The sequence below is a fragment of the Methanogenium organophilum genome (assembly GCF_026684035.1).
In the GTDB taxonomy this organism is placed as follows: domain Archaea; phylum Halobacteriota; class Methanomicrobia; order Methanomicrobiales; family Methanomicrobiaceae; genus Methanogenium; species Methanogenium organophilum.
This window is the reverse complement of record NZ_CP113361.1, coordinates 1564181-1587038: the sequence shown is the minus strand read 5'-3', so window position 1 is coordinate 1587038 and position 22858 is coordinate 1564181. Positions and strand designations below refer to the sequence as shown.

The following is a 22858-nucleotide window of genomic DNA, read 5'->3' as shown; positions in this document are numbered from 1 at the left end:
TTCACACCCAAAATTCGATATCGATTCGGGAAAATCATCCGTTCCTGAGCAGTGTGCAGCGGTAAACCCGCTGAACAAAAAACGGACGGAAAAAAGAAGATTATCTCTTCTTCATTGCCGCATATCCGGCAATGCCGAAGACTGCACAAATGAGTGCAAGGGTGGTGAAGATGCTGCCTGATGCAGTCGGCGTTGCTTCATCCGGGGTAGCAGTTGGTGCAGGTGTCGTCACCACGTCTTCGGTCTCTGCCGCACTGACTGCAACAAGACCGTAGCCATCATAGAGTACAGGAGATTCTGCAGTGAATACACCTTCACTTGTGCCTGTCGTCGGAAGCAGGACTGCTGTACCGTCGGACCGGTAGCCGGCAACCATCACATTACCAGCCCCGCCGCTGCTCTCAACCCAGAGTGAGGGGGCCGTGAGGGTCACGGTTGCACTGCCTGCTATAGGAGTTGAGAAGGAGAGCGGCATGATAAACGCCACGTCACCCGCAATCTTTCCGGTAGATATTGCTGCCTGTTTCAGACCGTTTTTGACCGATGCAGGCACGTCTCCGGAAAGATAGATGCGCATCTCGTCATCTGCGGTGGGCACAACAAGGAGGTCAAGCGTGATGCCACCTGTGATACCACCAATGCCATTCAGTGTGGCAGTCACAGGATTCGCCTCATAGAATACACGGGTGACGTCACCGGAGATGAGATTGCCATCTTCGGAAATACCGGTGGCCTCAATGTGAAGCGTTCCGTTCGGCATGCGGATCTGCACATCCTTACCGACGATGACAACAGATGCATCGTTTGCTTCTGCAACGCGGCGGTCGATGGAGAACGTCTTTGTTCCATCAGCCGTGCTGAAGGTCACCGCTGAGGAGATGATCGCATACTCAGGAACCGTTCCCGGTTTGGTGATTTCAGGTGTCGGGGTGGTAGTCGGCACCCATCCGGAGTCATCACTGTCACCATAGGATGCTGTTGCGACTGCTGCCATACCAAAGAGCGAGAGGCCATTGGGTGAATCAGCAGCAAATATCATCAGACCGTCTACATCATAGCCGGCAAAGACCGTCTCGAGCACTTCAGTGAGTCCTTCCTCACCATGGCGGATGATCCGGATTGCATTCATTCCACCGTGGGCATTGACCCACTCAGGCGTCACTGCCATCCGGATGACCGCACTGGTGATGTCGCCACCATTGGTAATTCCGGATTTCTGGATGTTAAGCGTGTAGGCCACATCTGTGATACCTACACCCTCTTCTGATGCAGCAATCTGGAAGTACGAAAGCATCTCAGATGAGGGCTCCTTTGATATCATTGAGGTGATAGATGCGTTATTTCCTGGCATTCCAGTCAGGTTGACCATAAATCCAGCAGTTACATTTCCAACTTCAGGAATTATGCCTGATACCGGAATACCTGTTGCAACAACACCGGTAACGCCACCGGTTGCAGCGGTCGCATTTTCTGTTACACCGCTTGTCTCAATGAGCATGCTCTCCCAGCCATTGCCGGCGGGGAATATTGCGATGTTGGATCCATCGACATCTACATTGCCACCGGTAAGGTCAACAGTGACATTCTCATCGACGACCTCCACACAGGGTGGCACACCGTCACAGTCCTCTTCGCCAACAGGCAGGCTGCCGATTGGGAAGGTCAGGTCGAGGGCGACTGTCTGAGCGCCCATAAATGTCGGGTGCTCAAGCGCCTCCACACCGTCCACGATGAAGGTGATCGGTTCACCTACCAGGTACTGAGTACCGGTGACCGCAAAGGGGACACCTTCGGTTGCATACACATTGGTGTCAGCCATCACACCGGTTCCGGCTGCAATGCTGCCGATGAATGCCTGCACCGGGGCACCTGCCGCGATGTCGCCCCATTCTGCCGTTACTGTGCCGGAGTACATATCCGGCGCATAGGGGAGATCCAGGATGATCTTTACGATGTTCCTGACACCCTTCACTCCGTCATAATGGGCGGTGACATTCGGACCGACCAGGCGCAGCGGCCAGCCGTTTCCGTCATCCGGCCGCATCAGTTGGCCGTTCAGGGTGTTTGCAATGATGTAGTTGTTGTTTTTGATGGTATTCCGGCTGTCAATGACCGTCTCGAAACCATCTTCGGCGATGATATGGATATCATAGCCCTCTTCAGCGAGTGTCTCGTTGTATGACTTACCGACATGCGGATTGTCGTCATCAACATATCCGCAGATCAACCAGAGCGGCATACCTTCCCAGGTATTGCCGGAGGTGTCGGTGTAAGTCGCCTTGTGGTTGCCGGACATCGTACAGCCCATTGCACCCTCGAAGAATCCCTTCGAGAGTTCCGCAGGGATAGCACCAAGTGCCGTAAGGTTCCACATCGGATCTGCATAGGTCGTCAGCTCGATGCGGGTCACCAGTTTTGCGGAGAGGCCCGCACAGGACGGAAGACCGGAGTTGTAGTGCCAGTACTGGAAGGGAATGCCCTCATACATATCCCGCTGGCCGAAGATGGCATCGTCTGTTATAAAGAAGATACGGAACCCGTCACTGTAGGCGGGCATCGGGCCGCCCCAGTCGGTGCTATACCATGCAAGGACAGGTTCGCCGACACAATCGGCCGGTTCATAGATGACATCGTACGAGAGTTTGCTGGTCCACCCGTCTGTTGCAACGAACTTGATCTCCGTACCGGAGTCCATCCCACCTGCAAGCTCACAGAGCTCACGGATAGAGGTGCCTTTTATCTTCTCGCTGATCTTGAAGCCACCCGGATAGGTCTCGTTCATGTCCCACGGATCATTCGGCGGGAAGCAGAGACCCTCGAATTTGTATTCGGTAACTCCGTCGCCATATACCGGCATGTTATCCGCCATCCAGTCCCAGGTGACGGTAACGTTCGCAAGTTCGGTGACACCGTCATCTGCGTACTTGACGATGGTTAGCGGAATTGATCCTTCCGGTTCGCAGAAGTCGGTCAGCTCGATCTTTGCAATGTTGCCGACGCCGAAGCTTGCCTCCGGCAGGTCAGGGCCGACAAGACGCAGCGGGAAGCTGTCTTCGAGCGGCGATCCGTTCAGGGTGTTTGCAACGATGAGATTATTATTCCGTGCTATAAGGGAACTCGGGAGACTCTTGGAGTATCCGTCCTCTGCGGTGACGATGACCGTGTAGCCTGCAAGGGCGACGGCGTCGTTGAACCCGTCTGAGCCATGCGGAGTGCGGTCGTCGACCCATCCGGCAAGGATCCAGAGCGGAATACCACTCCATAGTTCACCGGTCTCTTCATTCATCCAGGTCTGCGTGTGGTGGCAGACAAGTGCCTGTTCGAAGAATTCCTCGGTGATGACACTCGTTATGATACCTTTCGTCAGGAGGTTCCAGGAACCCTCTGCCGGTTCGGGGGGGATCAGTTCGACGAGGTCGATGGTGGTAATGTTCGAGATAGCTGAGCCGGTGAATGACCCACTGTCATTGTTCCAGACCGCTGGTCCCACGAGCCGCAGGGGATACGGAGAGGGGTTGCCCTCACGGGAGAGAGGTTCGTCGTTGCAGACGCTTGCAAGGATGTAGTCGTCTGATCGTGCCATGTCGGCACTGGCAAATGTTTTATTGAATCCATCGCCTGCAGTGATGCGGACAGTGTAGCCTTCAGCTGCCGCCGCGTCATCGAAGGTCCAGTGCGTGGTCGATTCATAGTTGTCTGAAACAGCGGCAATGACCCAGAGCGGGACACCTTCCCAGACATCGCCGTTGCCGTCGGTCCAGGTGACGGCGTGCATGCAGAAGTCATTGAACTCTGCTTCGGTCACCTTGTCAGATATGATACCGTTGACGCCAAGCTCCCAGCCGGCGGACGGCTCGGGGACGCCAATGAGTTCAATGGTGGCGATACCGCCGACGAGTTTTCCTGCAACCACTTCTGACCCGGACATCCGGAGCGGCCAGCAGGTTTTGTTATCGCCGATGGTCGCAGGGAGTTCAGCACCATTGAGCGTGTTTGCGGCAAAGATGTTGTCATTGTCCGCGATATCCGTGGATTCGAAGTTGATGGAGTAGCCGTCGGATGCAGTCACCTCAACCGAATAGCCCGCCGCCGCCAGTTCGCGGTTGAAGGCCCCGGGCCCATGTTCAACATCGTCATCTACAAGACCCACGAGGAAGTAGAGCGGCATACCGGCCCATGTGCCATCGTCGTCCGTGTACGATGCTACGTGACCACATGCCACGCCTGATTCAAAGTACGCCTTGTCTACGGTGAACGTGCAATCACCGTTGATGACGGTGATCTCCCAGTCCTCACCCGGTGTGGGGCCGCTACCATCAGACACACGCATCCGGATGACAGCAGTTGCATTATCCGTTGTTTCATCTGACTTTGGGCCATAGTAGAACTCTACATAGTCCCCGTTCTCAATGACGTTGTTGGAGATACCGGTTGTGTCAGACCAGTAGTACTGGTAGACACCGTTGAGCTGGTAGTTCCATGCATACTGAACTCCATCGATTTCTGTATAGTTATACCAGGTATCTCCACTTCCGATGTTATCAACTGCTGCAGTATTCTTATCACCACTCCAGAAGCCGACATACTCAAACCCGGCAATGTCTGATGCTGCTTCAAGCGCACCATGTGGGGTCATCTCTGAGATATCATGGCCGTCCCAGGTGAACGTGCCATCGCCAAGTTGGACGGAACCTTCGTATATGACATCAACAGGACCAATTGGTTCTTCCGGGTTCACCCAGATGCGGATAACTGCTTCAGCATCCTCAAGTGTCTCGCTTTCCTTTGGTCCATAGTAGAATTCTACGTAGTCACCGTCTTCAATCACATTGTTTGAGATGCCGGTTGTGTCAGACCAGTAGTACTGGTAGACACCGTTGATCTGGTAGTTCCAGGCATACTGAACTCCATCAATTTCTGTATAATTATACCAGGTATCTCCACTTCCGATGTTATCAACTGCTGCAGTATTCTTATCACCACTCCAGAAGCCGACATACTCAAACCCGGCAATGTCTGATGCTCCTTCAAGCGCACCATGCGGGGTCATCTCTGCGATATCATGGCCATCCCAGGTGAACGTACCATCTGAGAGCTCGACTGAACCCTCATAAAGGACGTCTACCGCGCCGGTAGGCGTGTTGCCCGGAATCGAAACATCAATTGTGATGAGAGCGGTTGCATTCTCGGTCGTGGTGTCGTCCTGCGGACCATAGTAGAATACCAGTGTATCGCCATCTGAAAGCGCTTTTGCAGAGATGCCATCAGTGGGGGACCAGTAATTGATGTACTCACCATTCAGCTGATAATTCCATCCAACATCGTCATCGCTATAGTTGAACCAGGTGCTATCTGAAAGAACATTATCCAAAACAGCGCCATTAATGTTCGTTTTCCACGTCCCTTCATAGGTAAATTCACCACTCTCTGCAGCAGCATCAAGGGCGCCAAGAGGTGTCTGACAGGTGATATCATATGAGTCTCCATTGGAATCCGTCCAGGAGAAGCTACCATCTGCAAGCGTGACACTACCGTCATAGACTTGTACCGGCCCTACACCACCAATATTTACATCAATCGTGATGAGAGCTGTTGCATTGACGATTGTGGTGTCATCCTGCGGGCCATAGTAGAATACCAGTGTATCACCATCTGAAAGCGCTTTTGCAGAGATGCCATCAGTGGAGGACCAGTAATTGATGTACTCACCATTCAGCTGATAATTCCATCCGTGCGTCTCGGTATAGTTATACCAGTCACCGTTTGAAAGAACATTATCCAAAACAGCGCCATTAATATTCGTTTTCCACGTCCCTTCATAGGTAAATTCACCACTCTCTGCAGCAGCATCAAGGGCGCCAAGAGGTGTCTGACAGCTGATGTCATAGGAGTCTCCCTTGGAATCCGTCCAGGAGAAGGTCCCATCCGGAAGCGTGACACTACCGTCATAGACCTGTACCGGACCTGCACCACCAATATTTACATCAATCGTGATGAGAGCCGTTGCATTCTCGGTCGTGGTGTCGTCCTGCGGACCATAGTAGAATACCAGTGTATCGCCATCTGAAAGCGCTTTTGCAGAGATGCCATCAGTGGCGGACCAGTAATTGATGTACTCACCATTCAGCTGATAATTCCATCCGTGCGTCTCGGTATAGTTATACCAGTCACCGTTTGAAAGAACATTATCCAAAACAGCGCCATTAATGTTCGTTTTCCACGTCCCTTCATAGGTAAATTCACCACTCTCTGCAGCAGCATCAAGGGCGCCAAGAGGTGTCTGACAGCTGATGTCATAGGAGTCTCCCTTGGAATCCGTCCAGGAGAAGGTCCCATCCGGAAGCGTGACACTGCCATCGTAAACATTAACAGGAGCAGGATCATCTGAATAAATCCGGATCATATTGACCCACTTTACGTACAGTCCTGTTGTCGCGGGATAATCTACTCCATCGGAACTGAAAAAGTGCCAATACTCCTCAGATAGTGTCTCATGCATATCCCATGTACCATAGACATGTTTTCCCTGCGGATTTGATGAAGTGTCGGCGAAGAATACCGTACGCATCCCATCACTATATGACCCGTCATTCACAGAATCGCCGTTCGTCTCCCAGGTAAGCACAATCTGACCCTGACGGGCATCAGGTGAATACACATTTTCGTATGGAAACGTCTTTGAATATCCCATGTACGTGCCCATCCATTCTCCAATCTGAATGGTCTCACCGGCATTGGCACCACCAACCAGATCGCAGAGGTCTTTAATGTCAGTACCCCTGACAGCACCGGAGTCCTTATCTTCCCAGTTAATCTCCTCAGCTTCATCCCAGAGATTGTCAGGATTAAAAGTAGGGCCATGCCCATAGTAGTGCGTTGTTCCGTCTCCCATGATGGGGAGAGTCGCTTCCATCTCTGTGGCACTGATCGTCCTCTCATCAAGGACGGTCGTGCCGTCTGCCGCTATTTTCTGCACCGTCACCTCGGTTGAGGCAGCAGCAGTTACCGGTACGGCACATACTACTAACACAAGAAGAAGTGCAAAAAGGAAGGGCAGACCCTTTTTGTTAACCAAGTCAACCATACTCATATAAATCATTTCCCCTGAAGTATACCACACATTATCAGGTGCAATAGTCTCCGCACCGGACTAATAAATAGATTGTCAATACTTATTTTGACAATGTGTTTTAGTTAACACCGATATTGCATCATTATCAGACCAATTGCAAAAATGTGGTTTTACATTCCTGATGACATCATTCAGGGAAAATCCTTACAGATGCAGGATATACCATCAGAACTCCAAAAACCGTTTCACGAGAAACCTATACCACCAGAGACAGTCCGATTATTCTCTGCCCCTCCGGGACCGAAAGACCAATATATATTGCCGCAGGGTATCATCCTTCAGTGAAGGTGATATGGAAACCACCGATTCAGATCTCATCCGTCTCCCGAAGGACCGGATCGTAGCGGCAAGCGAGATGCTCGTCCGCTCATTCTTCGATGATCCAAAGCTGACGTACATCCTCCCCGACGGGGACTCCCGGACCGAGAAAGGAAGGCACCTCTTCGCGTTCGAACTCCGCTATGGCCTGCGGTACGGCCAGGTATATGCCACCTCGCCCAACCTCGAAGGCGTTGCCACCTGGATCCCCTCCGAAAAGGCGGCGATCACCTTCTGGCGGGCGATTTTCTGTGGGGGCATGGCGCTGCAAAGAGGACTTGGGAAGGAAACGATGGATCGGCTCATGACATTTTCCGAAAAGGTCGATATCTATCATAAGAAGCACCTTCCCGGCCCCCACTGCTACCTCTTTTTCATCGGTGTCGACCCCCGTCATCAGGGGCAGGGGTACGGAGGGAGGCTGATACGGCCGATGCTCGAATGGCTGGACAATAATAGGATGGCCTGCTACCTGAATACCCAGAACGAGGAGAATATCGGGCTCTACGAGCACTTCGGGTTCCGGGTAGTTGAGCAGGTCACCCTGCCGGGGTCCGGAATCGTGCACACCGGGATGATCCGAAAGCCGGTGGTCGAAGAAGAGCGGATATTCGAAGATGAACCGGTGGACGAGTAGGCAGATACCGTCTTCCCGTCATTCGCCTGAGGATGGGGGTCAATCCATACACTCGGGCTCATCCGGCGTTATCACCCGCACCGCTTTCCTTCCGGCGGTTTTCTTCCGCCACCATTCAATGAAGGGGCCGGATACCCGCATCCCACAGGAAAACCTATCGTTCCAGCGACACACATTGCATCAGGAACCGTCCGCCCATGTCATTCCTCACCATCCTCTTCATCATCGTCCTGACCCTTCTCCTCTGGGTACTCGTCGTCGCACGAATCATCCGCAGGTTCTGGCATTTCCCCGCCCCGGCGTGGATCGGCGGACTCCTCGACAGTGACTACCGCAGACATATCCAGCCCCCCTCCTTCGTCATCGAACGAAGCGGTATCCGCCCCTCCATGCAGGTTCTCGACCTCGGCTGCGGGAGTGGTGCTTTCACGACGGACATCGCCCGGATGGTGGGGCCGGAAGGGAGGGTCGTCGCCTTCGACATCCAGGAAAATATGCTCCGGCAGCTGCAGAGAAAACTCGCCCGTCAAAAACACGCAGACATCCCGCCGATCACGATAATCCGGGGTGATGCGACGGCACTTCCCTTCTGCGACGGGACCTTCGATGCCGTCTGCATGGTCACCGTCCTCCAGGAGATCCCGGAAAACCACCGGGCGCTCGCAGAAGTCTTCCGGGTGCTCCGGCCCGGCGGCGTCCTCGGTGTCACCGAACTCTTCATCGACCCGGACTACCCGCTCTCATCCACCACACGCCTGCTGGGAGAGGCCGCGGGGTTCGTTGCGGAGGAGACGGCGGGCGGCCTCTGGAATTATACCGTGCGGTTCCGGCGGCCGTAACGCCGTCCGTCACCCTCACGAGAGAGATCCATTCATGCAGACACCGAAGGCACTCTTCATGACTTCTGGCGGGCGATCTCCTCCATCAGCTCGACCTGAATTTTCTGAATCTCGAGGAGTCGTTCCCCTTGTGTTACCAGGAGGTAATCGATCTTTTCATTCAGGTTCCGGATCTCCAGTTCCGCCTTCAGGTCCACCTGGTAATCGTGCCGGGCCTGGAGCCGGTCCCGGTCTTCCTGGCGGTTCTGGCTCATGATGATGACGGGAGCCTGGACTGCCGCAAGACAGGAGAGGACGAGATTAAGCAGGATGAAGGGATAGGGATCGAACGGCCGGAAAAGGAGAAGCACCGAATTGACGGCAATCCAGACGATCAGGACGGCAAAAAAGAGGATGATAAACGTCCAGCTGCCCGCGAAATTCGCAAACCGGTCGGCAGCCCGCTCCCCGAGGGTCAGTTGCCGATCGAATGCCGCGCTGGTATCCTCGGAGAGGACGGAACGCTCCTTCATGGCAAAGATAACCTTCTCCTCAAGACTGCTTACCTCCCCCTTCTCCTTCTCCAGAAGCTCCTCGACATATCGCGCCCGGTAATGATTGAGATCCGGGCGGCAGATATACCCTTCATCCGACCAGTCGGGATGGTCTCTCCGGATGATGTCCGCCACGGCACTGCCAACCGAACCTGCCGGAACAACCTCGCCGTGGGTCATCTCCCTGCCGCAAATCTGGCAGGGGACGGTGGGACGTCCCTCCATCTCATCCATCTCTCATCATGTTTCCCTTTCGCGGGTGCCACCCGGTTCCATCTATTATGATACCGCCTGAGGAACGGCAGGTGGCAAAGAGCATTCTGCCGGGACACAATCCCGGTGCATCAATCGGCCACCCGGTACTCCTTCATTGTCTCCGCCATCTCCCGGAGCCGCCTGTCCACCAGATAATTCACCGTCCCCTCCTCGAACGTACCGTCGGGCCGCCGCTCTCCTGCCTTCACGCCCGTGAGGACCTCGATGCCCTCGTTGATCGTCGCGACCGGATAGAGGGTGAACATCCCCTCCTTTGCGGCCTCGATGATCTCATCTTTCAGCATCAGGTTCTGGACATTGCTCGCAGGAATCATCGCCCCCTGCTTTCCCGTGAACCCCTTCGCCTTGCAGACCTCGTAGTAGCCCTCGAGCTTCTCGTTCACGCCTCCTATGGCCTGCACCTCCCCCTTTTGGTTAACCGACCCGGTGACCGCGATCGCCTGGTTAATGGGGAGCCCCGAGAGAGCCGAGATAATTGAGTAGAGCTCGGTGCTCGAGGCGCTGTCGCCGTCGACGCCCCCGTAGCTTTGCTCGAATACGAGCCGGGCCGAGAGGGAAAGGGGCTTATCCTGCGCATACGTCGCATTCAGATATCCCGAGAGGATGAGGACGCCCTTCGTGTGCGTCGGCCCGCCCATGGCCGCCTCCCGTTCGATGTCGATGATCCCGCCCCGGCCGATCCCGATGGAGGCCGTAACCCGTGACGGGCGGCCAAAGGCGATGTCGCCGAATCCCATCACGGAGAGGCCGTTCACCTGCCCGACCGTCTCCCCTTCGGTGTCTATAAGAAAGATCCCCTTTGTGATGTACTCCTGCACCTTCTCCTGTATGAGGTTCGAACGGTAGATCTTCTCTTCAATCGCCTTCATGATGTGCCGGTCGCTGGTGTATTCTTCCCCGTCCACTCCGGCATAGTAGCTTGCCTCACGGATGATGTCGGCCACCCGGGAGAAGCGGGTCGTCAGCTTGTTCTGGTCGTCCGCGAGACGCGAGCCGTACTCGATCACACGGGCCACTCCCGACGGGTCGAGGTGCCGGAGGTCGTACTCCTCGCAGAGACCGCAGATGAAGGAGGCGTAGTTGCGGACATTCTCCTCCGTGCGATCCATCACGGTGTCGAAGTCTGCCCGGACCTTGAAGAATCCTGAGAAGTCCGGGTCTCCGGTGGTGAGGATCTGGTAAATTTCCGGCGTGCCGATGAGGACCACCTTCAGAGAGAGGGGAATCGGCTCCGGCTTGATCCCCTTCGTGGAGATGAAACCCATTCGCTCTCCAGGCTCTTCGACGACGACCTCACCGGTTTTCAGCGCAGTCTTCAGTCCATCCCAGGAGAACTGGTTCCTGAAGAGATCCTCGACGAGCATCACCAGAAAACCGCCGTTCGCCTTGTGAATCGAACCCGGACGGATCATCGTGAAGTCGGTCGCGACAACCCCGTACTGTACCTCCTTTTCAATCTTACCGAAGAGATTCTGGTAGGACGGGTTCTGCTCGAAGACGACCGGGGCACCGCCGTTTGCCGTGTTGTCCACGATGACGTTCACCTCGTACTTACGCAGGGCAAGTTCGCGGAACAAGGGGTTCTGGAATTGGGGCGGGAGCTGCTGCTGGGCCGCCTCGGGCATGAACTGGATCAGGTTCTCGACGATATCCTTCTGGACAGCGTCGATATACGTGTGGATCTCGTCGATCCCCTCATACTTGTCCTTGAGCGCTGCCACTCGGTGCCCGATCGCGGCGAGGACGACCTCCTGATTCAGCTGCCCGATGACCTCACCGCCTTTCTGGTCCTGGTCGCGCACCTGACGGAAAGTGTTCCTGAGCTCGGCCATGAGCTCATCCTTGCGTTTCTCGTACTCTGCCCGGACCTCGGGCGGGAGTACCACAAACTCTTCCTGCAGGTATGGCTCGCCGTTCTCTTTCAGGGGGGTGGTAAGCAGACCCTGAGGACCGGACTGGATGACGAATCCCTTTTCTTTTGCCACTTCGTCGATATGGGAGAGCAGCCGGGCCTTCTCCTCCTCGATCTCCCGAATGGCGGCATCACGGCGATTGAAATAGTCCTCGCTCTCAAATACCTTCGGGATGAAGCGTTTTGCCTCCTCGATGAAGGCCGCCATGTCGTCCCTGAACTCCTTTCCCATCCCCGGCGGAAGGAGAATGGCGTTTGGCTCGTAGGGATTCGTGAAGTTGTTTACGTAGATCCAGTCATGACCCTGCGGCCGGGTCTTTGCAAACTCGGCAAGGAACTTTTTAACCGCGGTCTTTCGCCCCGTCCCGTGGAGGCCGGAGACATAGATGTTGAATCCCTTCTCCCCGATGTTTAAGCCCAGGGTGAGCGCTCCAAGGGCACGCTTCTGCCCGACGATCTCCTCGAGCGGTTTGAGGTCGCGGGTGCTCATGCAGTCTACGAGCGTCGTGTCGAACCGGTGCCGGTACTGATCCGGCGGCAGTGGTGTGATCATTTTGGTCAGCTCCGTATGCGTGCAATGGTTTCAATACCATATCAGTCTTATGCGGGTGGTTCGGGAGAAGTGCCCGGTGAAGTGCCCCGAAAACAAGTGACCCTCCCGGTGAGAACGTTTTGCATCGGCCTGCGCCGGCATCACCACCGATATGATGGGCCACGGAGAAAAGGAGAGAATGCAGTGAACCTCAACCGTTCATCCCGTCTGTTCCGGAAGCGTCTTTGTATGCAGCTCGAAGGCAAAAACCCCAATGGCAAGCCAGACGATGCCGAAGAGCATCGCATACTTGCTAAGGAAGATGAGAAGCAGACTGCACGAGACAATCCCCAGAAGCGGAGTCAGGGGATAGAGCGGGACCGTAAACCCTCTCTGGAGGTTCGGCTCATCCCACCGGAGCTTAATGAGGCTCAGGTTGATGAAGAAGAACGTGGTCAGAGTGCCAAAATTGAATATCTGCGCAAGGGCGTCGAGATTCCCTCGTGCCGCCAGAATGATCGCCGCTGCAACGAATCCAACCAGAAGGACGGAATAAAGCGGCACTCCCTTCTTGGAGATGACCGAAAGTCTCTTTGGAAGAATCCCCTGGCGGGACATCGCAAATATCGCCCGCGAGCCCCCGAAGATGCTGGATATGACGACGGAGGCGGTGGCAAAGAGTGCGGCAATCGAGACATACTTCAGGATGACGATATTCGACGTCGCCTGCATCAGGGCCGTTTCAAGCGGTGCGGTGGAGGTCGCAAGGATATTCCAGTCAAGAAGGCCGATGGCGACGACGGAAACGCTGATGTATATGGCCGTACTGACCAGAAACGCGATCAGGAGCGCCCTCGGGACGGTTCTTTCCGGATCCTTCACCTCCTCTGCGATGACGGTGACGGTATTGAACCCGACGAATGCGAAGAATATAACCGCCGCGCCGTGAATGGTTCCCGACATTCCATATGGGAAGAAAGGCTGGTAGGTCCCGGTCGGGCCGTTCGAGAGGATGAAGGTGCCCCCGATGACGACGAAGAGAACCAGCGCGATGATCTTTAAAAGGACGAGGATGCTGTTTGCTCCGGCCGCCTCCTGCATGCCGTAGAGGTTCAGGAGGGCGAGGATAATCGGAAGGAGGCACCCGACGACGATGAGAGCAACCTGGGTGGACGAAAACCCGATGAAGTACAGGAAGTACCCGGCAAACCCTATGGAGACGGCACTCGCACCGATGATATAATCCGCCGACTGCATCCAGCCCACCACGAATCCCCAGAACTTCCCGAAGGCACGATGGGTGAAGATGAAGGATCCTCCGGATTCGGTGATAAAGGACGAGAGTTCTGCAGCGCTCAGCGCCGTGAAGAGGGCGACAAAACCGGCAATGATAAAGGAAAGAATGACCGATGGCCCGGCAATACCAGATGCAACACCCACCAGTACAAATATTCCCGCCCCGATGATGGCTCCGATACTGACCGCTGCGGCAGGCCATATCCCGAGGGTGCGCTTCAGTTCGGTCATGGACAGGGGTTTAATATCCCTGCTGTAATATGAGCCTTTGCCCTACCGCAAACAAGAACGGATGACACGGGTCACCATTCAATTCCCCGGTACCTTCATCCCGATCATCGTCCATACCAACCACGGCAATCTTTCCGGAGGCAGCACACACCGTATGATATTCAGATAAAATGGCATCCCTGATGTGATCCTAAACATATCTCAATTTCCGACATATTCCCGCAAATGAGAGCTGAATGGCTCAAAAAATAGGAGATCTGAAGATTATTCCTCTGCCTCAATATGGATGCTAAAATTCGTCCCTATGTACGTACCAAAATCCACGTCCGCCGAATCGCATACGACGGCCGGGGCCTGCCGGACCAGCCGGAAGACGACTGCATCCTTAGGGAAGGCAGGGTCCATTATGACATCGACGTCTTTCTGGATTACGAACCGTGCCGGGTCAAGGTTATTGGCATAGTACGTCTTGAAGGCTTCCCGCTCATCTTCTCCAATCTCCACCCAGTCGGCAATCTCTGCCACGGTCTTGTCACAGGGAATCCATCCGTACCCTTCGATATAATACTCCGCCCAGAAGTGGCTGCCCGCATTCCCGGTCAGGAGCATCTGGTAGCCGCCCGTTGCCCGTGCGGGAATCCCCAGCGACCGGCACAACGCCGTAAAGAGCATGCTCTGGGTCCCGCAGTCGCCATGACCGGTGGAGAGCATGTAATCCGATTCTGCGACTTTTGGCTCGACAGTATCAATAGACACATGGGGAACAGTGCTGTACGGGTAGGTATCAATGATGTACCGATAGATTGCCTGTGCCTGAAGGTACGGGTTTGTCTCGCCACCAACGATCTCCTTCGCGAGAGCACGGACGTCGTCCGAGATATCAATGTTCCGGGACGAAGAGGTGTAGAGGAGATACTCGGGGTCCGTCGGATCGTACGGTTCGACCAGCGCAGGGTCGACCGCGAAGAGCTGTTCATAGGACGTGAAGGCGATATCGGCCGTGATGACGAGATCACCCTCGATGGCATCCGCAGGTATCTCGTAGTATACATAGGCGATCTGCCCATCGGTCACCGGCCCTTTGACAATATACTCTGCATAGGAGAGGTTTGTGACAACAACGTCCTGTTGCGACTCGGTCTCCAGCGGGAGGGGATACCATATGGAGAGCGTCCCCGTCTCCGGCAGGGTATCTGCGGGGAGCACAAGCTCTTCGGTGCCGCCATACCGGACAGGATTCACGTACGGGAGCGCCCCATCCGCAGCGGCAGATGACGACTCCCCGGGAACCGCATACCGGCTTACATATCCGAAGTTCATCATCTTGCCTGTCATCGGTCGGATGTAGTCGAAGTGTGCATAGAGGAAATCGGCCGCAACATTTTCGAAGTAGAACACTTCCCCGTCCGATTCAATCGTCTGGGCACGCTCATCGAGCCAGGCATTCATGTCGGCCTCCGTGAGCATGGGAATCCTCTCCTGCATCGCTGCCTCAGCGGCTGTTCGGTTGTACGGGTATTCAATAACCGCCCGCTTTGCACGGAACATGCCGTTTCGGGCGAGGAGGGCATTTGCGGTGTCGCCGGAGACCGTGAACAACTCATATGCCTCTTCATAGAGTGCTGCCGCCGTCTGGTATTCGGTGTTCGCCATTGCCGCATCTGCCTGAAGGGCAATATCATCTGCCGTATTGGTGGCCGGAATGCTGCTCTCCGTCATCTCATCATCGGAGGTCGACAGGCATCCGGCAGCAGCGACAAACAGAATGACGAGAAGGACAAAACCAGCGAACCGTCCGGGAATAACAGGGCTCATGTGTGATAGTATCTCCCATCTGGTTTATAGCACTTCGTTGCGTACATCTCGTTTTCCTCCCATATTCTCCATCAATTCATATATATTCTGAATTATCTCATCCCAGCCAATCCAACCCGTTAAATAGTCACCAAAGCAAGGATTCATTTAGTAATGTCACCCTTCCGCCCCCGACCACTGGAATCGATACCATGCAGGATGCCCTCTGCTTCTCTCCTTTGTACCGTCATCATCTTCATTCTCCTCACATGCCCTGCGGTCCTGGCCGCCTCTGCCACCATTTTGCCCGCCGACGGAACGGGTGATCTGCCGGAGATCTCAAACCCTGCTGACGTGCAGGCATTCTTTGACGCGGCGGTTCCGGCGGGAATGGCACAATACAACATCCCCGGTGCGGTGGTCGCCGTCGTCGCTGACGGGGAACTCGTCTATGCGAATGGATATGGATATGCAGATATTGAAACACAGGCGCCGGTCGACCCGGAGGCAACGCTCTTTCACGTGGGCTCCATCACCAAACTCTTCACCTGGACCTGCGTGATGAAGCAGGTGGAGAAGGGGACAATAGACCTTGATGCCGATGTCAACACCTACCTGAAGGACTTCTCTATCCCGGAGACCTATCCAGGCCAGCCGGTGACCATGCGTCACCTGATGACACACTCCGCGGGATTCGAGGAGGAGGAGATCCACTTCGCGGTTGCTGAACCGGCCGACCTCTACTCATACCGGATCTACTGCGAGGAGAACATTCCTGCCATCGTGTATCCGCCAGGGACCGTCTCCTCCTACTCCAACTACGGCACCACCCTTGCAGCGGTGATTCTCGAGGACGTGACCGGCGTCCCGTACGACGAGTATGTGCAGGAGAACATCCTCACCCCCATCGGTATGACGGACACCATCGTCTCCTATCCCGAGGCCCCGGAAGCCGATGCAATTACCGCTTCCGGGTATCACTCTGTCGGTGGAACGAACGTCGCGGTACCCGACACGGTCTTTGTGATCGGTCCCGCAGGTACGATCAGCGCTCCCGCAACCGACATGGCGAAATTCGTCGCGATGCATATGGAGAATGGCACCGTAAACGGCGCTCAGATCCTCGCAGCGGACACCGCCCTCCTGATGCACGCACCGGCGTTTGCAAACGACCCACGTGTGAGCAGCATGTGCCTCGGGTTCTACGAGAACCACATCAGTGATGAGCGAATCATCACCCATGGCGGCGACACCGATACCTTCCATTCCCTCTTGGTCATCATCCCGGAGAGAAAGGCAGGATATTTCGTCTCCTACAACAGCGCCGGCGGGAACTCAGCGAGAAATGATCTCCTGATGGCGTTTGTGGACCATTTCTATCCTGTCCCTGAAACAACAGAACCGGAAGTTACGGCTGAAACCACTACATCTGCCGATACATATGCCGGCACCTACCAGTCGACCCGCCACAACTACCGGACGTTTGAATTCTGGCTTACGCCCCCACAGCAGATGCAGGTAGAAGCAGGAGAGGGAGAGGGAACAATCCTGATGAGCCGTGGCGGAAGGCCCCCCGTTGCGTACACAGAGGTCGAACCGGGCGTCTTTGTACAGGCGGACGGGACCGAGACCTATGCGGGGAACGTGGTCTTCCGGGAGGATACAGACGGTGACGTGACGTTCCTCTGCCTTGAAAACGTCCCGATCATGGCCTTCGAACGGGTGCCGTGGTACGGGACGAATGCAGCCATGGCTTCAGTGAGAAATCTTGGTATTATAATTCTTCTCTCGGTGTTCCTGTGGCCGCTTATGGCAATTGGAAAATATGTCTACGGACCTCAGAAGGAGGAAAGTGAGAAGAGGAATGACGAACAGGATAATTCAGACATACCGTTCCCGTTCTATGCACGACTACTTGCAGGGACGGCTTCCGTGCTCTTCATATTATTTGTACTCTTTCTGCTTCCGGCGGTAACGGGTGATACGGCGCTTATTCAGGCATATATGCTCGAAAGAACCGCTCCCCTCGACCTTGGGGTGGTCCTGAGTGTTCCTGTCATTGCAACTATCCTGTCGATAGCAACTGCCGCCAGTGCGGTTTTTGTCTGGAGAAAGGCATACTGGACCCTGTGGCACCGGGTGCATTACACGCTTATTACCATCGGGCTCTTCATGCTGGTATGGTGGGTGAACTACTGGAATCTGTTTATCTTCAGGATGTAAGAAAACAGACAATATTATTCATTTTCGTCCATAACCTGAATGTTCCGGCATGAATGAACAGCATCCTCCTTTTGCAGCCATTTCCGAAAATCTTCCCTTTTTCTGCTGATATACAGCTTTCATGATAGTATCAGGAACAATACGAAAGAAGAAGCTCAGGGACAATAGAAATATTGAGAATATAGAATATCCCGGCAATACCTTAAAAAATATTACAGAAATACGGGATCCTGGTGAATACTATGAAAGTCAGCGCACGAAATCAGATTCCAGGCACCATCAAAATGATCCGGAAAGGACCTGTGACGACAGAAGTGACCATTAGTGTTGGAGATGGCATTGAAATTGTCTCATCCATCACCACCTATTCGGCTGAACAGATGAACCTGAAGGAAGGATCAAAAGTCTATGCCATCATGAAGGCGACCGGCGTGATGGTAGGGACGGATTAATTAATCTCTTTTCTTTTCATCTGTGTCATTTGTTAAAACCGGACCGAGAGTATTGCATCAAGATATTCCATAATATAGGCTCCGTTCTCAGGATCATACCATACTTCAATATCTGCCTCACCAACGATGCAGTGGAGTTCTGCAAGACCGTATTTATGGATGATATTCACCCGACCAGCCGCTGTATCACGCACATAGAGATCCTCATCCCCCAACAACTCCTGAATATCGCTGTCAGTTACCGGGCGAAATACATGAAAGATGCGACGCTCCCAGCCGGGGAAGGGCGGAACAGGATCCTGAAAAACCGATGCCATTATTATAGGTTTTCCGGCAGGGGCTGATAATATATCCCAAAAAGGAAGGCACGGGGCGATTCATGCCAGTCATATGAATTACCTGTTATCGCCACCGCGAACGCCCACAACACCAGGGCCCCTACGGATAATGTACGATCGGGATGCAGCTGGCGTCATTTTCGGAAAGGGAGGATGCGCAACAGGGGGAGATACGGTAACAGCGAGCGGTGGTTCTGCTGCCCCGCAGCTTCAGGAATACAGAACAGATTGAACCGAAATTTTCCTGTATAATGAATATAATTACCTTTTGCGAATTAATGTGACACCAAACCATAAAAATCCTTTATTCCAAGTATATCTTGAAATAGGCACCGTATATTCGTTTTTCAGTATAGATCCGTGAGAAATATTTATCAATAAGAATGTCCATCGTTGCGTACCTCATGTCTGCGGCCCGATGCCCACGTTCAACGCCAGAGGTGCTTTTCTACCGCAGAACCGGGGGGGTGAGCTGAGCAGGAGCGATATCGCTCTGCCACAGCCTTGTGTTCCGGGCGATGAACGTGGCCGCCGGCCCGGCTCCAAAAGAGAAAACGCGGCCAGGAGATGGAACAATGACAAAGAAATTTTTAATTCTGGCTCTTGCCGTTATTCTGCTCACCCTGACGGGTGTCGCGGGTGTGGCTGCAGCCGGGATATCCGACGTGAGTCGCTCAGAGGGGACCGTGGGATCCGAGCTGACAATCACCGGCTCCGGCTTCGGCGATAAGAGAGGGGAGGTCCTGCTGGGTGATGATAAACTCCAGGTGCTGGACTGGAGCGACACAGAGATCACCTGTAAGGTGTTTAAAGTTCATCCCGCCGGGGAGTACACCATCACGGTCCTGGTGCAGGGGGACAAAAAAGCCGCCGATCCGATGACCTATTCCTCATTCACCATCAAAAAGCCGGAGATCTCAGTAGATAGACTGACACTGGACGGTGAGATTGTCACAGTTGAAGGAGACTTCTTCGGCGATAAGCAGGGAGTAATCCGCCTCGCGTATGTTGATGTCGCAGAAGGGATGGAAATTGAAATAGAGAAGGGAAAGATCGTGGACTGGAGCATGGACTCCATCACCTTCAGGGTACCTGAAGGGCTGATCGGACGGTTTATTCTGGCAGTCGATACCGTTATTGGAACGGATTATGCCCTCTTGGATCTTGACGGCAGTGCACCGCTGGTGGGCATGGTCTGGCCGGACGGGTGGGGACAATACGAATCCACAGATAACGCCAGAGGGGTCTATTACAACGACCAACTCTACGTCTTCTCCCTCTGGTACTCGAGTACAAATGTATTCTCAGATAATTTCTATCGCATCGAGGTCAGGACGTTCAAGGATGGTGTGCTCTCCGGCGCCTCCCAGTTGTGGGATGGCACATCCTATGCCGAACCCGCACCGTTGGTAGTTCAATACCCAGGTGGCCCGGAGAAGTTGTTTGTGTTTGTTACAGGACGCAATGGAAATCTCTACTTCACGAGATTGAATGGTAATGTCTGGGAGGACGGCGACTGGCTGAAGATACAGGACACTTTCACAGGCGTAACTCCAACAACAAAAGCAGAAGGATGGGAGGTTGCTCCGGTATTCAACCCGATAACCAACCGGATATATGTCTACTACGCCAAGGATTACAAAGATTACCTCTACTTTGTTTACAGCGATAATTTTGGATACGACTGGCATTATGGTGGAAAAGTGTACGATTCTCCTGTAGTGACGTCGTCGCCCGGCGCCGTCTTCTACGTTCCTCCTGATATCCCGTCAACAGATGTACTCCTGGCGGTACAGGACACATCTCAGCAGATACGGCTCTGTCACATTGCGATGAGTTCAGTGTTCAGTTCGGAAATCCTGGATACCGGAAATGTGGAAAATATGGGGCGGCCGTTCCTGACGGACATTGGCGATGGCACCATCGCGCTGGTGTACGGAGAGAACCACTCACCGAATGCTGTTATAAACGGCGATTGGTTCCTTCCATACATCAAGAAGTTCAATAAAACGACAGGCGTTTGGAGCGACGGGTACCAGCTCTATGCTTTACCCGATCTCGGAACCGCTCAGGGGACATATACATTCCAATGGCAGCCCAATGGGGCAATGTATAACGATAACTTCTACCTCTTCTACGGGTTCGAACTGACTGCCTGGTATAGTGATGATACGAATGACGGTCCCTGGTGGAAGTTTAAAGTGGCCGACCTTGGTCCCTGAGAGGGAGAGGGAGATTACGGATAAAAGGGATCTCCCTTTTTTCCTGCGATGACCGGCGGGATAGGGCCGACTCCCATCCCGCAAGTTTCGTATTTTGAAATTGTAGAAACTGACGAACAGACAAAACTAAAAGCCCTGAAATGGCATTTGTCCCGCCCGGCCGACGCAGAAATCGTCCGGTAGTACATTTATGGTATCAGCAATTTCCGGAATGGATCCCCATCTTCAGATGATCGGAGAGACATATTCCACAGGGGAGAACCTGAGAGAGCATTCCCGGCACGTGCCTGAATAAAAGCGACGGATAATTTTCCCTTCTGCAACCGCTGCCACAAAAACGGAGCCCTCACCTTATGTGCATCCCCCGATTCAGGAAAAATAGAAGGATTCACCGGAATCCGGCGAATGTACTGTAGATCCGGTTTTTATACAGATGAACGGTGGTCCCGAATCCCGCGGCTTCCATCTTTTGCCGGTACCCGCTGATGGTGTCGAGATATGCCGTGTTATCTCTTCGCTTTTGAATCATTTCCTCTGCCTCACCCGCAGAGAGGCCATTTTTCTGCATCGCATCGCGCCACCACGCCATATTCAATGCCTCTTCCCGGTCACATTCCGCCGCAAAGACATCGCCGTTCACAAAGACGCCCCCTTCCCTGAGAGAATCGTGGATCGTCTTCAGCAGGGCGGCCCGGTCCGCGTCCGGCAGATGGTGGAGGCAGAGGGTCGTAAAGATGACATCGAATGTCCCCGTTCCCCAGACCTCCCGGAAGTCTCCGGTGATGAATGTTACATCTGAGAGCTCCGGTTTGGCCTTCGCCACCTCCAGCATGCCGGGCGAGAGATCGATTCCCGTGATCTCCGCTTCAGGGTTCCGTGCACAGAGCATCGCGGTGACAAAACCCGTGCCGCTTCCCAGTTCCAGTACCCGGACGGGACCGTCGGGGATGAGCGAGAGTACCGAACCGAAGAAGTCCCGGGGGGAGGGGACAATCTGAACGATCATTCTCTCGTATTCATTTTCGATTCCGTCAAAGTGCTCCCTTCCTTTGTCCTTTTCAGCACAGGAACATCCGTTTTCATTAGGGTCCATTCACACTCTCCTGGAAAAATAGGAACATCAGGGGGGAGGTTATGCCACACCCTTCCGTGCACAGAAGACAAGGCCGACACCTAAAATGCCCGCCAGTACGCCAAACCCGGGAGATGGGGTCGGTTCAGGCTGCCCGTCTGTAGAATCGTCAGCGACCGGCGTGACAAGACCCTTGTTATACGCAAGGACATCAGGGATTGAGTCCACGCCGTCGACGGACTTCGGGAAGTTGGTGAAGATGACGCGTTTGACGCCATATCCCTTGTCATTCAGGGCCTCTTCCACGCCCTTTCCAAGTTCCCCGGACTGCATATTCTCAATCACATAGACCACATCCGCATACGTGTCAGGGTTCTCGTTGATCCGGTCGACGAGTTTTACTGCCGTATATCCGCCATTCATATAGAAGTCCGGGGCGTATATGTCCGCTACGTCCAGACCAAGCCAGTTCTCTGCGGCCTCCTGCTGCCATACCATCACGACCACCTGCTGGCCGGGGATGATCGCCTCTTCTTCTGCGGACAGCTGACCGGCGGCGTTGATCTCTTCAATATATTCGCCACACTTCTGGGTGTAGTATACCGAATGTTCGGGATCTGCTGCGATGAGCCAGTCCCGGACTTCTTCTGCGAGCGCGGTTGCTTTCTCAGGAGTGTTCCAGGTCATCGCCGGGTTCTTCAGGGTCACCCATTCAACGGTCCCGTAATCATTTGCCTCCATGAAATCATCAACATAGGGCATCACGTACTGTTTATCAACAGACCCGTTGTGAGCGACAAAGAGATCCGCGGAGCGGATAAATTCCTGCTCGATCTGAATTCTGTTCGGGATAATGTCTCCCTGCATGTGTGGACAGACCGCAGGGTCTGCAATATAAATCGCTTCCACATACTCGCCGCCGATGCTCTGCACCGGGTCCCACAACACACTCGTCGTCGACACAACATCCAGTGCGGCGGACGGCGCTGCAACAACCAGCAGTGCTGCAAACACGGAAAAGAACCATACCTTTGCTTCCATATTATGAACT

At 54.1% G+C, this 22858-nt stretch carries 13 protein-coding genes; 5 read left to right on the top strand and 8 right to left on the bottom strand.

The genetic code is table 11. The features are described from left to right. Positions 1-100: 100 nt before the first annotated feature. Positions 101-7084, bottom strand: a complete 6984-nt coding sequence (locus tag OU421_RS07870) for a hypothetical protein (RefSeq protein WP_268185524.1) — start codon at positions 7082-7084, stop codon at positions 101-103. 340 nt (positions 7085-7424) lie between these two features. Here OU421_RS07870 and OU421_RS07865 point away from each other — a divergent pair, with 340 nt between their 5' ends. After that, complete coding sequence (locus OU421_RS07865; RefSeq protein WP_268185523.1) at positions 7425-8087, top strand: GNAT family N-acetyltransferase; 663 nt, start codon at positions 7425-7427, stop codon at positions 8085-8087. 197 nt (positions 8088-8284) lie between these two features. Then, positions 8285-8926 carry a class I SAM-dependent methyltransferase gene (locus OU421_RS07860; protein ID WP_268185521.1) on the top strand — a complete coding sequence of 214 codons (642 nt, stop codon included), beginning with the start codon at positions 8285-8287 and terminating at the stop codon, positions 8924-8926. A 56-nt stretch (positions 8927-8982) separates the two neighbouring features. Here OU421_RS07860 and OU421_RS07855 read toward each other — a convergent pair whose 3' ends face one another. The 4 genes from OU421_RS07855 to OU421_RS07840 all read right to left on the bottom strand — a co-directional run bounded on the left by OU421_RS07855 (position 8983) and on the right by OU421_RS07840 (position 15521). Beyond that, the gene (locus OU421_RS07855) at positions 8983-9693 is read right to left on the bottom strand and encodes a DUF1003 domain-containing protein (RefSeq protein WP_268185519.1); all 711 of its coding nucleotides are present in this window, start codon (positions 9691-9693) and stop codon (positions 8983-8985) included. Between the two features lie 110 nt (positions 9694-9803). Next, positions 9804-12200, bottom strand: coding sequence for a Lon protease family protein (locus tag OU421_RS07850; RefSeq protein WP_268185518.1), 2397 nt, complete (start codon positions 12198-12200; stop codon positions 9804-9806). A gap of 198 nt (positions 12201-12398) precedes the next feature. Beyond that, positions 12399-13706, bottom strand: a complete 1308-nt coding sequence (locus OU421_RS07845) for an APC family permease (RefSeq protein ID WP_268185517.1) — start codon at positions 13704-13706, stop codon at positions 12399-12401. A 264-nt stretch (positions 13707-13970) separates the two neighbouring features. Then, entirely contained in the window at positions 13971-15521 is a 1551-nt protein-coding gene (locus OU421_RS07840) for a transglutaminase-like domain-containing protein (RefSeq protein WP_268185516.1), read from the bottom strand. A 153-nt stretch (positions 15522-15674) separates the two neighbouring features. Here OU421_RS07840 and OU421_RS07835 point away from each other — a divergent pair, with 153 nt between their 5' ends. Next, a complete protein-coding gene (locus OU421_RS07835; protein ID WP_268185515.1) occupies positions 15675-17723 on the top strand; it encodes a serine hydrolase domain-containing protein in 2049 nt (682 codons plus the stop codon). A gap of 242 nt (positions 17724-17965) precedes the next feature. After that, positions 17966-18175: a TOBE domain-containing protein gene (locus OU421_RS07830; protein WP_268185514.1), complete on the top strand. Its 210-nt coding sequence runs from the start codon at positions 17966-17968 to the stop codon at positions 18173-18175. Positions 18176-18207: 32 nt separating this feature from the next. Here OU421_RS07830 and OU421_RS07825 read toward each other — a convergent pair whose 3' ends face one another. Further along, positions 18208-18492, bottom strand: coding sequence for a hypothetical protein (locus OU421_RS07825; RefSeq protein ID WP_268185513.1), 285 nt, complete (start codon positions 18490-18492; stop codon positions 18208-18210). A gap of 596 nt (positions 18493-19088) precedes the next feature. Between OU421_RS07825 and OU421_RS07820 the strand changes: the two genes are divergently transcribed. Continuing rightward, positions 19089-20735, top strand: a complete 1647-nt coding sequence (locus tag OU421_RS07820; RefSeq protein WP_268185512.1) for an IPT/TIG domain-containing protein — start codon at positions 19089-19091, stop codon at positions 20733-20735. 388 nt (positions 20736-21123) lie between these two features. Here OU421_RS07820 and OU421_RS07815 read toward each other — a convergent pair whose 3' ends face one another. Together OU421_RS07815 and OU421_RS07810 are read right to left on the bottom strand one after the other, a co-directional pair. After that, the gene (locus OU421_RS07815; RefSeq protein WP_268185511.1) at positions 21124-21828 is read right to left on the bottom strand and encodes a class I SAM-dependent methyltransferase; all 705 of its coding nucleotides are present in this window, start codon (positions 21826-21828) and stop codon (positions 21124-21126) included. A 39-nt stretch (positions 21829-21867) separates the two neighbouring features. Next, positions 21868-22848 carry a metal ABC transporter substrate-binding protein gene (locus OU421_RS07810; RefSeq protein ID WP_268185510.1) on the bottom strand — a complete coding sequence of 327 codons (981 nt, stop codon included), beginning with the start codon at positions 22846-22848 and terminating at the stop codon, positions 21868-21870. Between the last annotated feature and the right edge of the window lie 10 nt (positions 22849-22858).

What these genes read in the sequence shown, in the direction of transcription:
- OU421_RS07870 (WP_268185524.1), bottom strand. Translation starts at nt 7,084, where the DNA reads ATGGTTGACTTGGTTAACAAAAAGGGTCTGCCCTTCCTTTTTGCACTT.
- OU421_RS07865 (WP_268185523.1), top strand. Translation starts at nt 7,425, where the DNA reads ATGGAAACCACCGATTCAGATCTCATCCGTCTCCCGAAGGACCGGATC.
- OU421_RS07860 (WP_268185521.1), top strand. Translation starts at nt 8,285, where the DNA reads ATGTCATTCCTCACCATCCTCTTCATCATCGTCCTGACCCTTCTCCTC.
- OU421_RS07855 (WP_268185519.1), bottom strand. Translation starts at nt 9,693, where the DNA reads ATGGATGAGATGGAGGGACGTCCCACCGTCCCCTGCCAGATTTGCGGC.
- OU421_RS07850 (WP_268185518.1), bottom strand. Translation starts at nt 12,200, where the DNA reads ATGATCACACCACTGCCGCCGGATCAGTACCGGCACCGGTTCGACACG.
- OU421_RS07845 (WP_268185517.1), bottom strand. Translation starts at nt 13,706, where the DNA reads ATGACCGAACTGAAGCGCACCCTCGGGATATGGCCTGCCGCAGCGGTC.
- OU421_RS07840 (WP_268185516.1), bottom strand. Translation starts at nt 15,521, where the DNA reads ATGAGCCCTGTTATTCCCGGACGGTTCGCTGGTTTTGTCCTTCTCGTC.
- OU421_RS07835 (WP_268185515.1), top strand. Translation starts at nt 15,675, where the DNA reads ATGTCACCCTTCCGCCCCCGACCACTGGAATCGATACCATGCAGGATG.
- OU421_RS07830 (WP_268185514.1), top strand. Translation starts at nt 17,966, where the DNA reads ATGAAAGTCAGCGCACGAAATCAGATTCCAGGCACCATCAAAATGATC.
- OU421_RS07825 (WP_268185513.1), bottom strand. Translation starts at nt 18,492, where the DNA reads ATGGCATCGGTTTTTCAGGATCCTGTTCCGCCCTTCCCCGGCTGGGAG.
- OU421_RS07820 (WP_268185512.1), top strand. Translation starts at nt 19,089, where the DNA reads ATGACAAAGAAATTTTTAATTCTGGCTCTTGCCGTTATTCTGCTCACC.
- OU421_RS07815 (WP_268185511.1), bottom strand. Translation starts at nt 21,828, where the DNA reads ATGGACCCTAATGAAAACGGATGTTCCTGTGCTGAAAAGGACAAAGGA.
- OU421_RS07810 (WP_268185510.1), bottom strand. Translation starts at nt 22,848, where the DNA reads ATGGAAGCAAAGGTATGGTTCTTTTCCGTGTTTGCAGCACTGCTGGTT.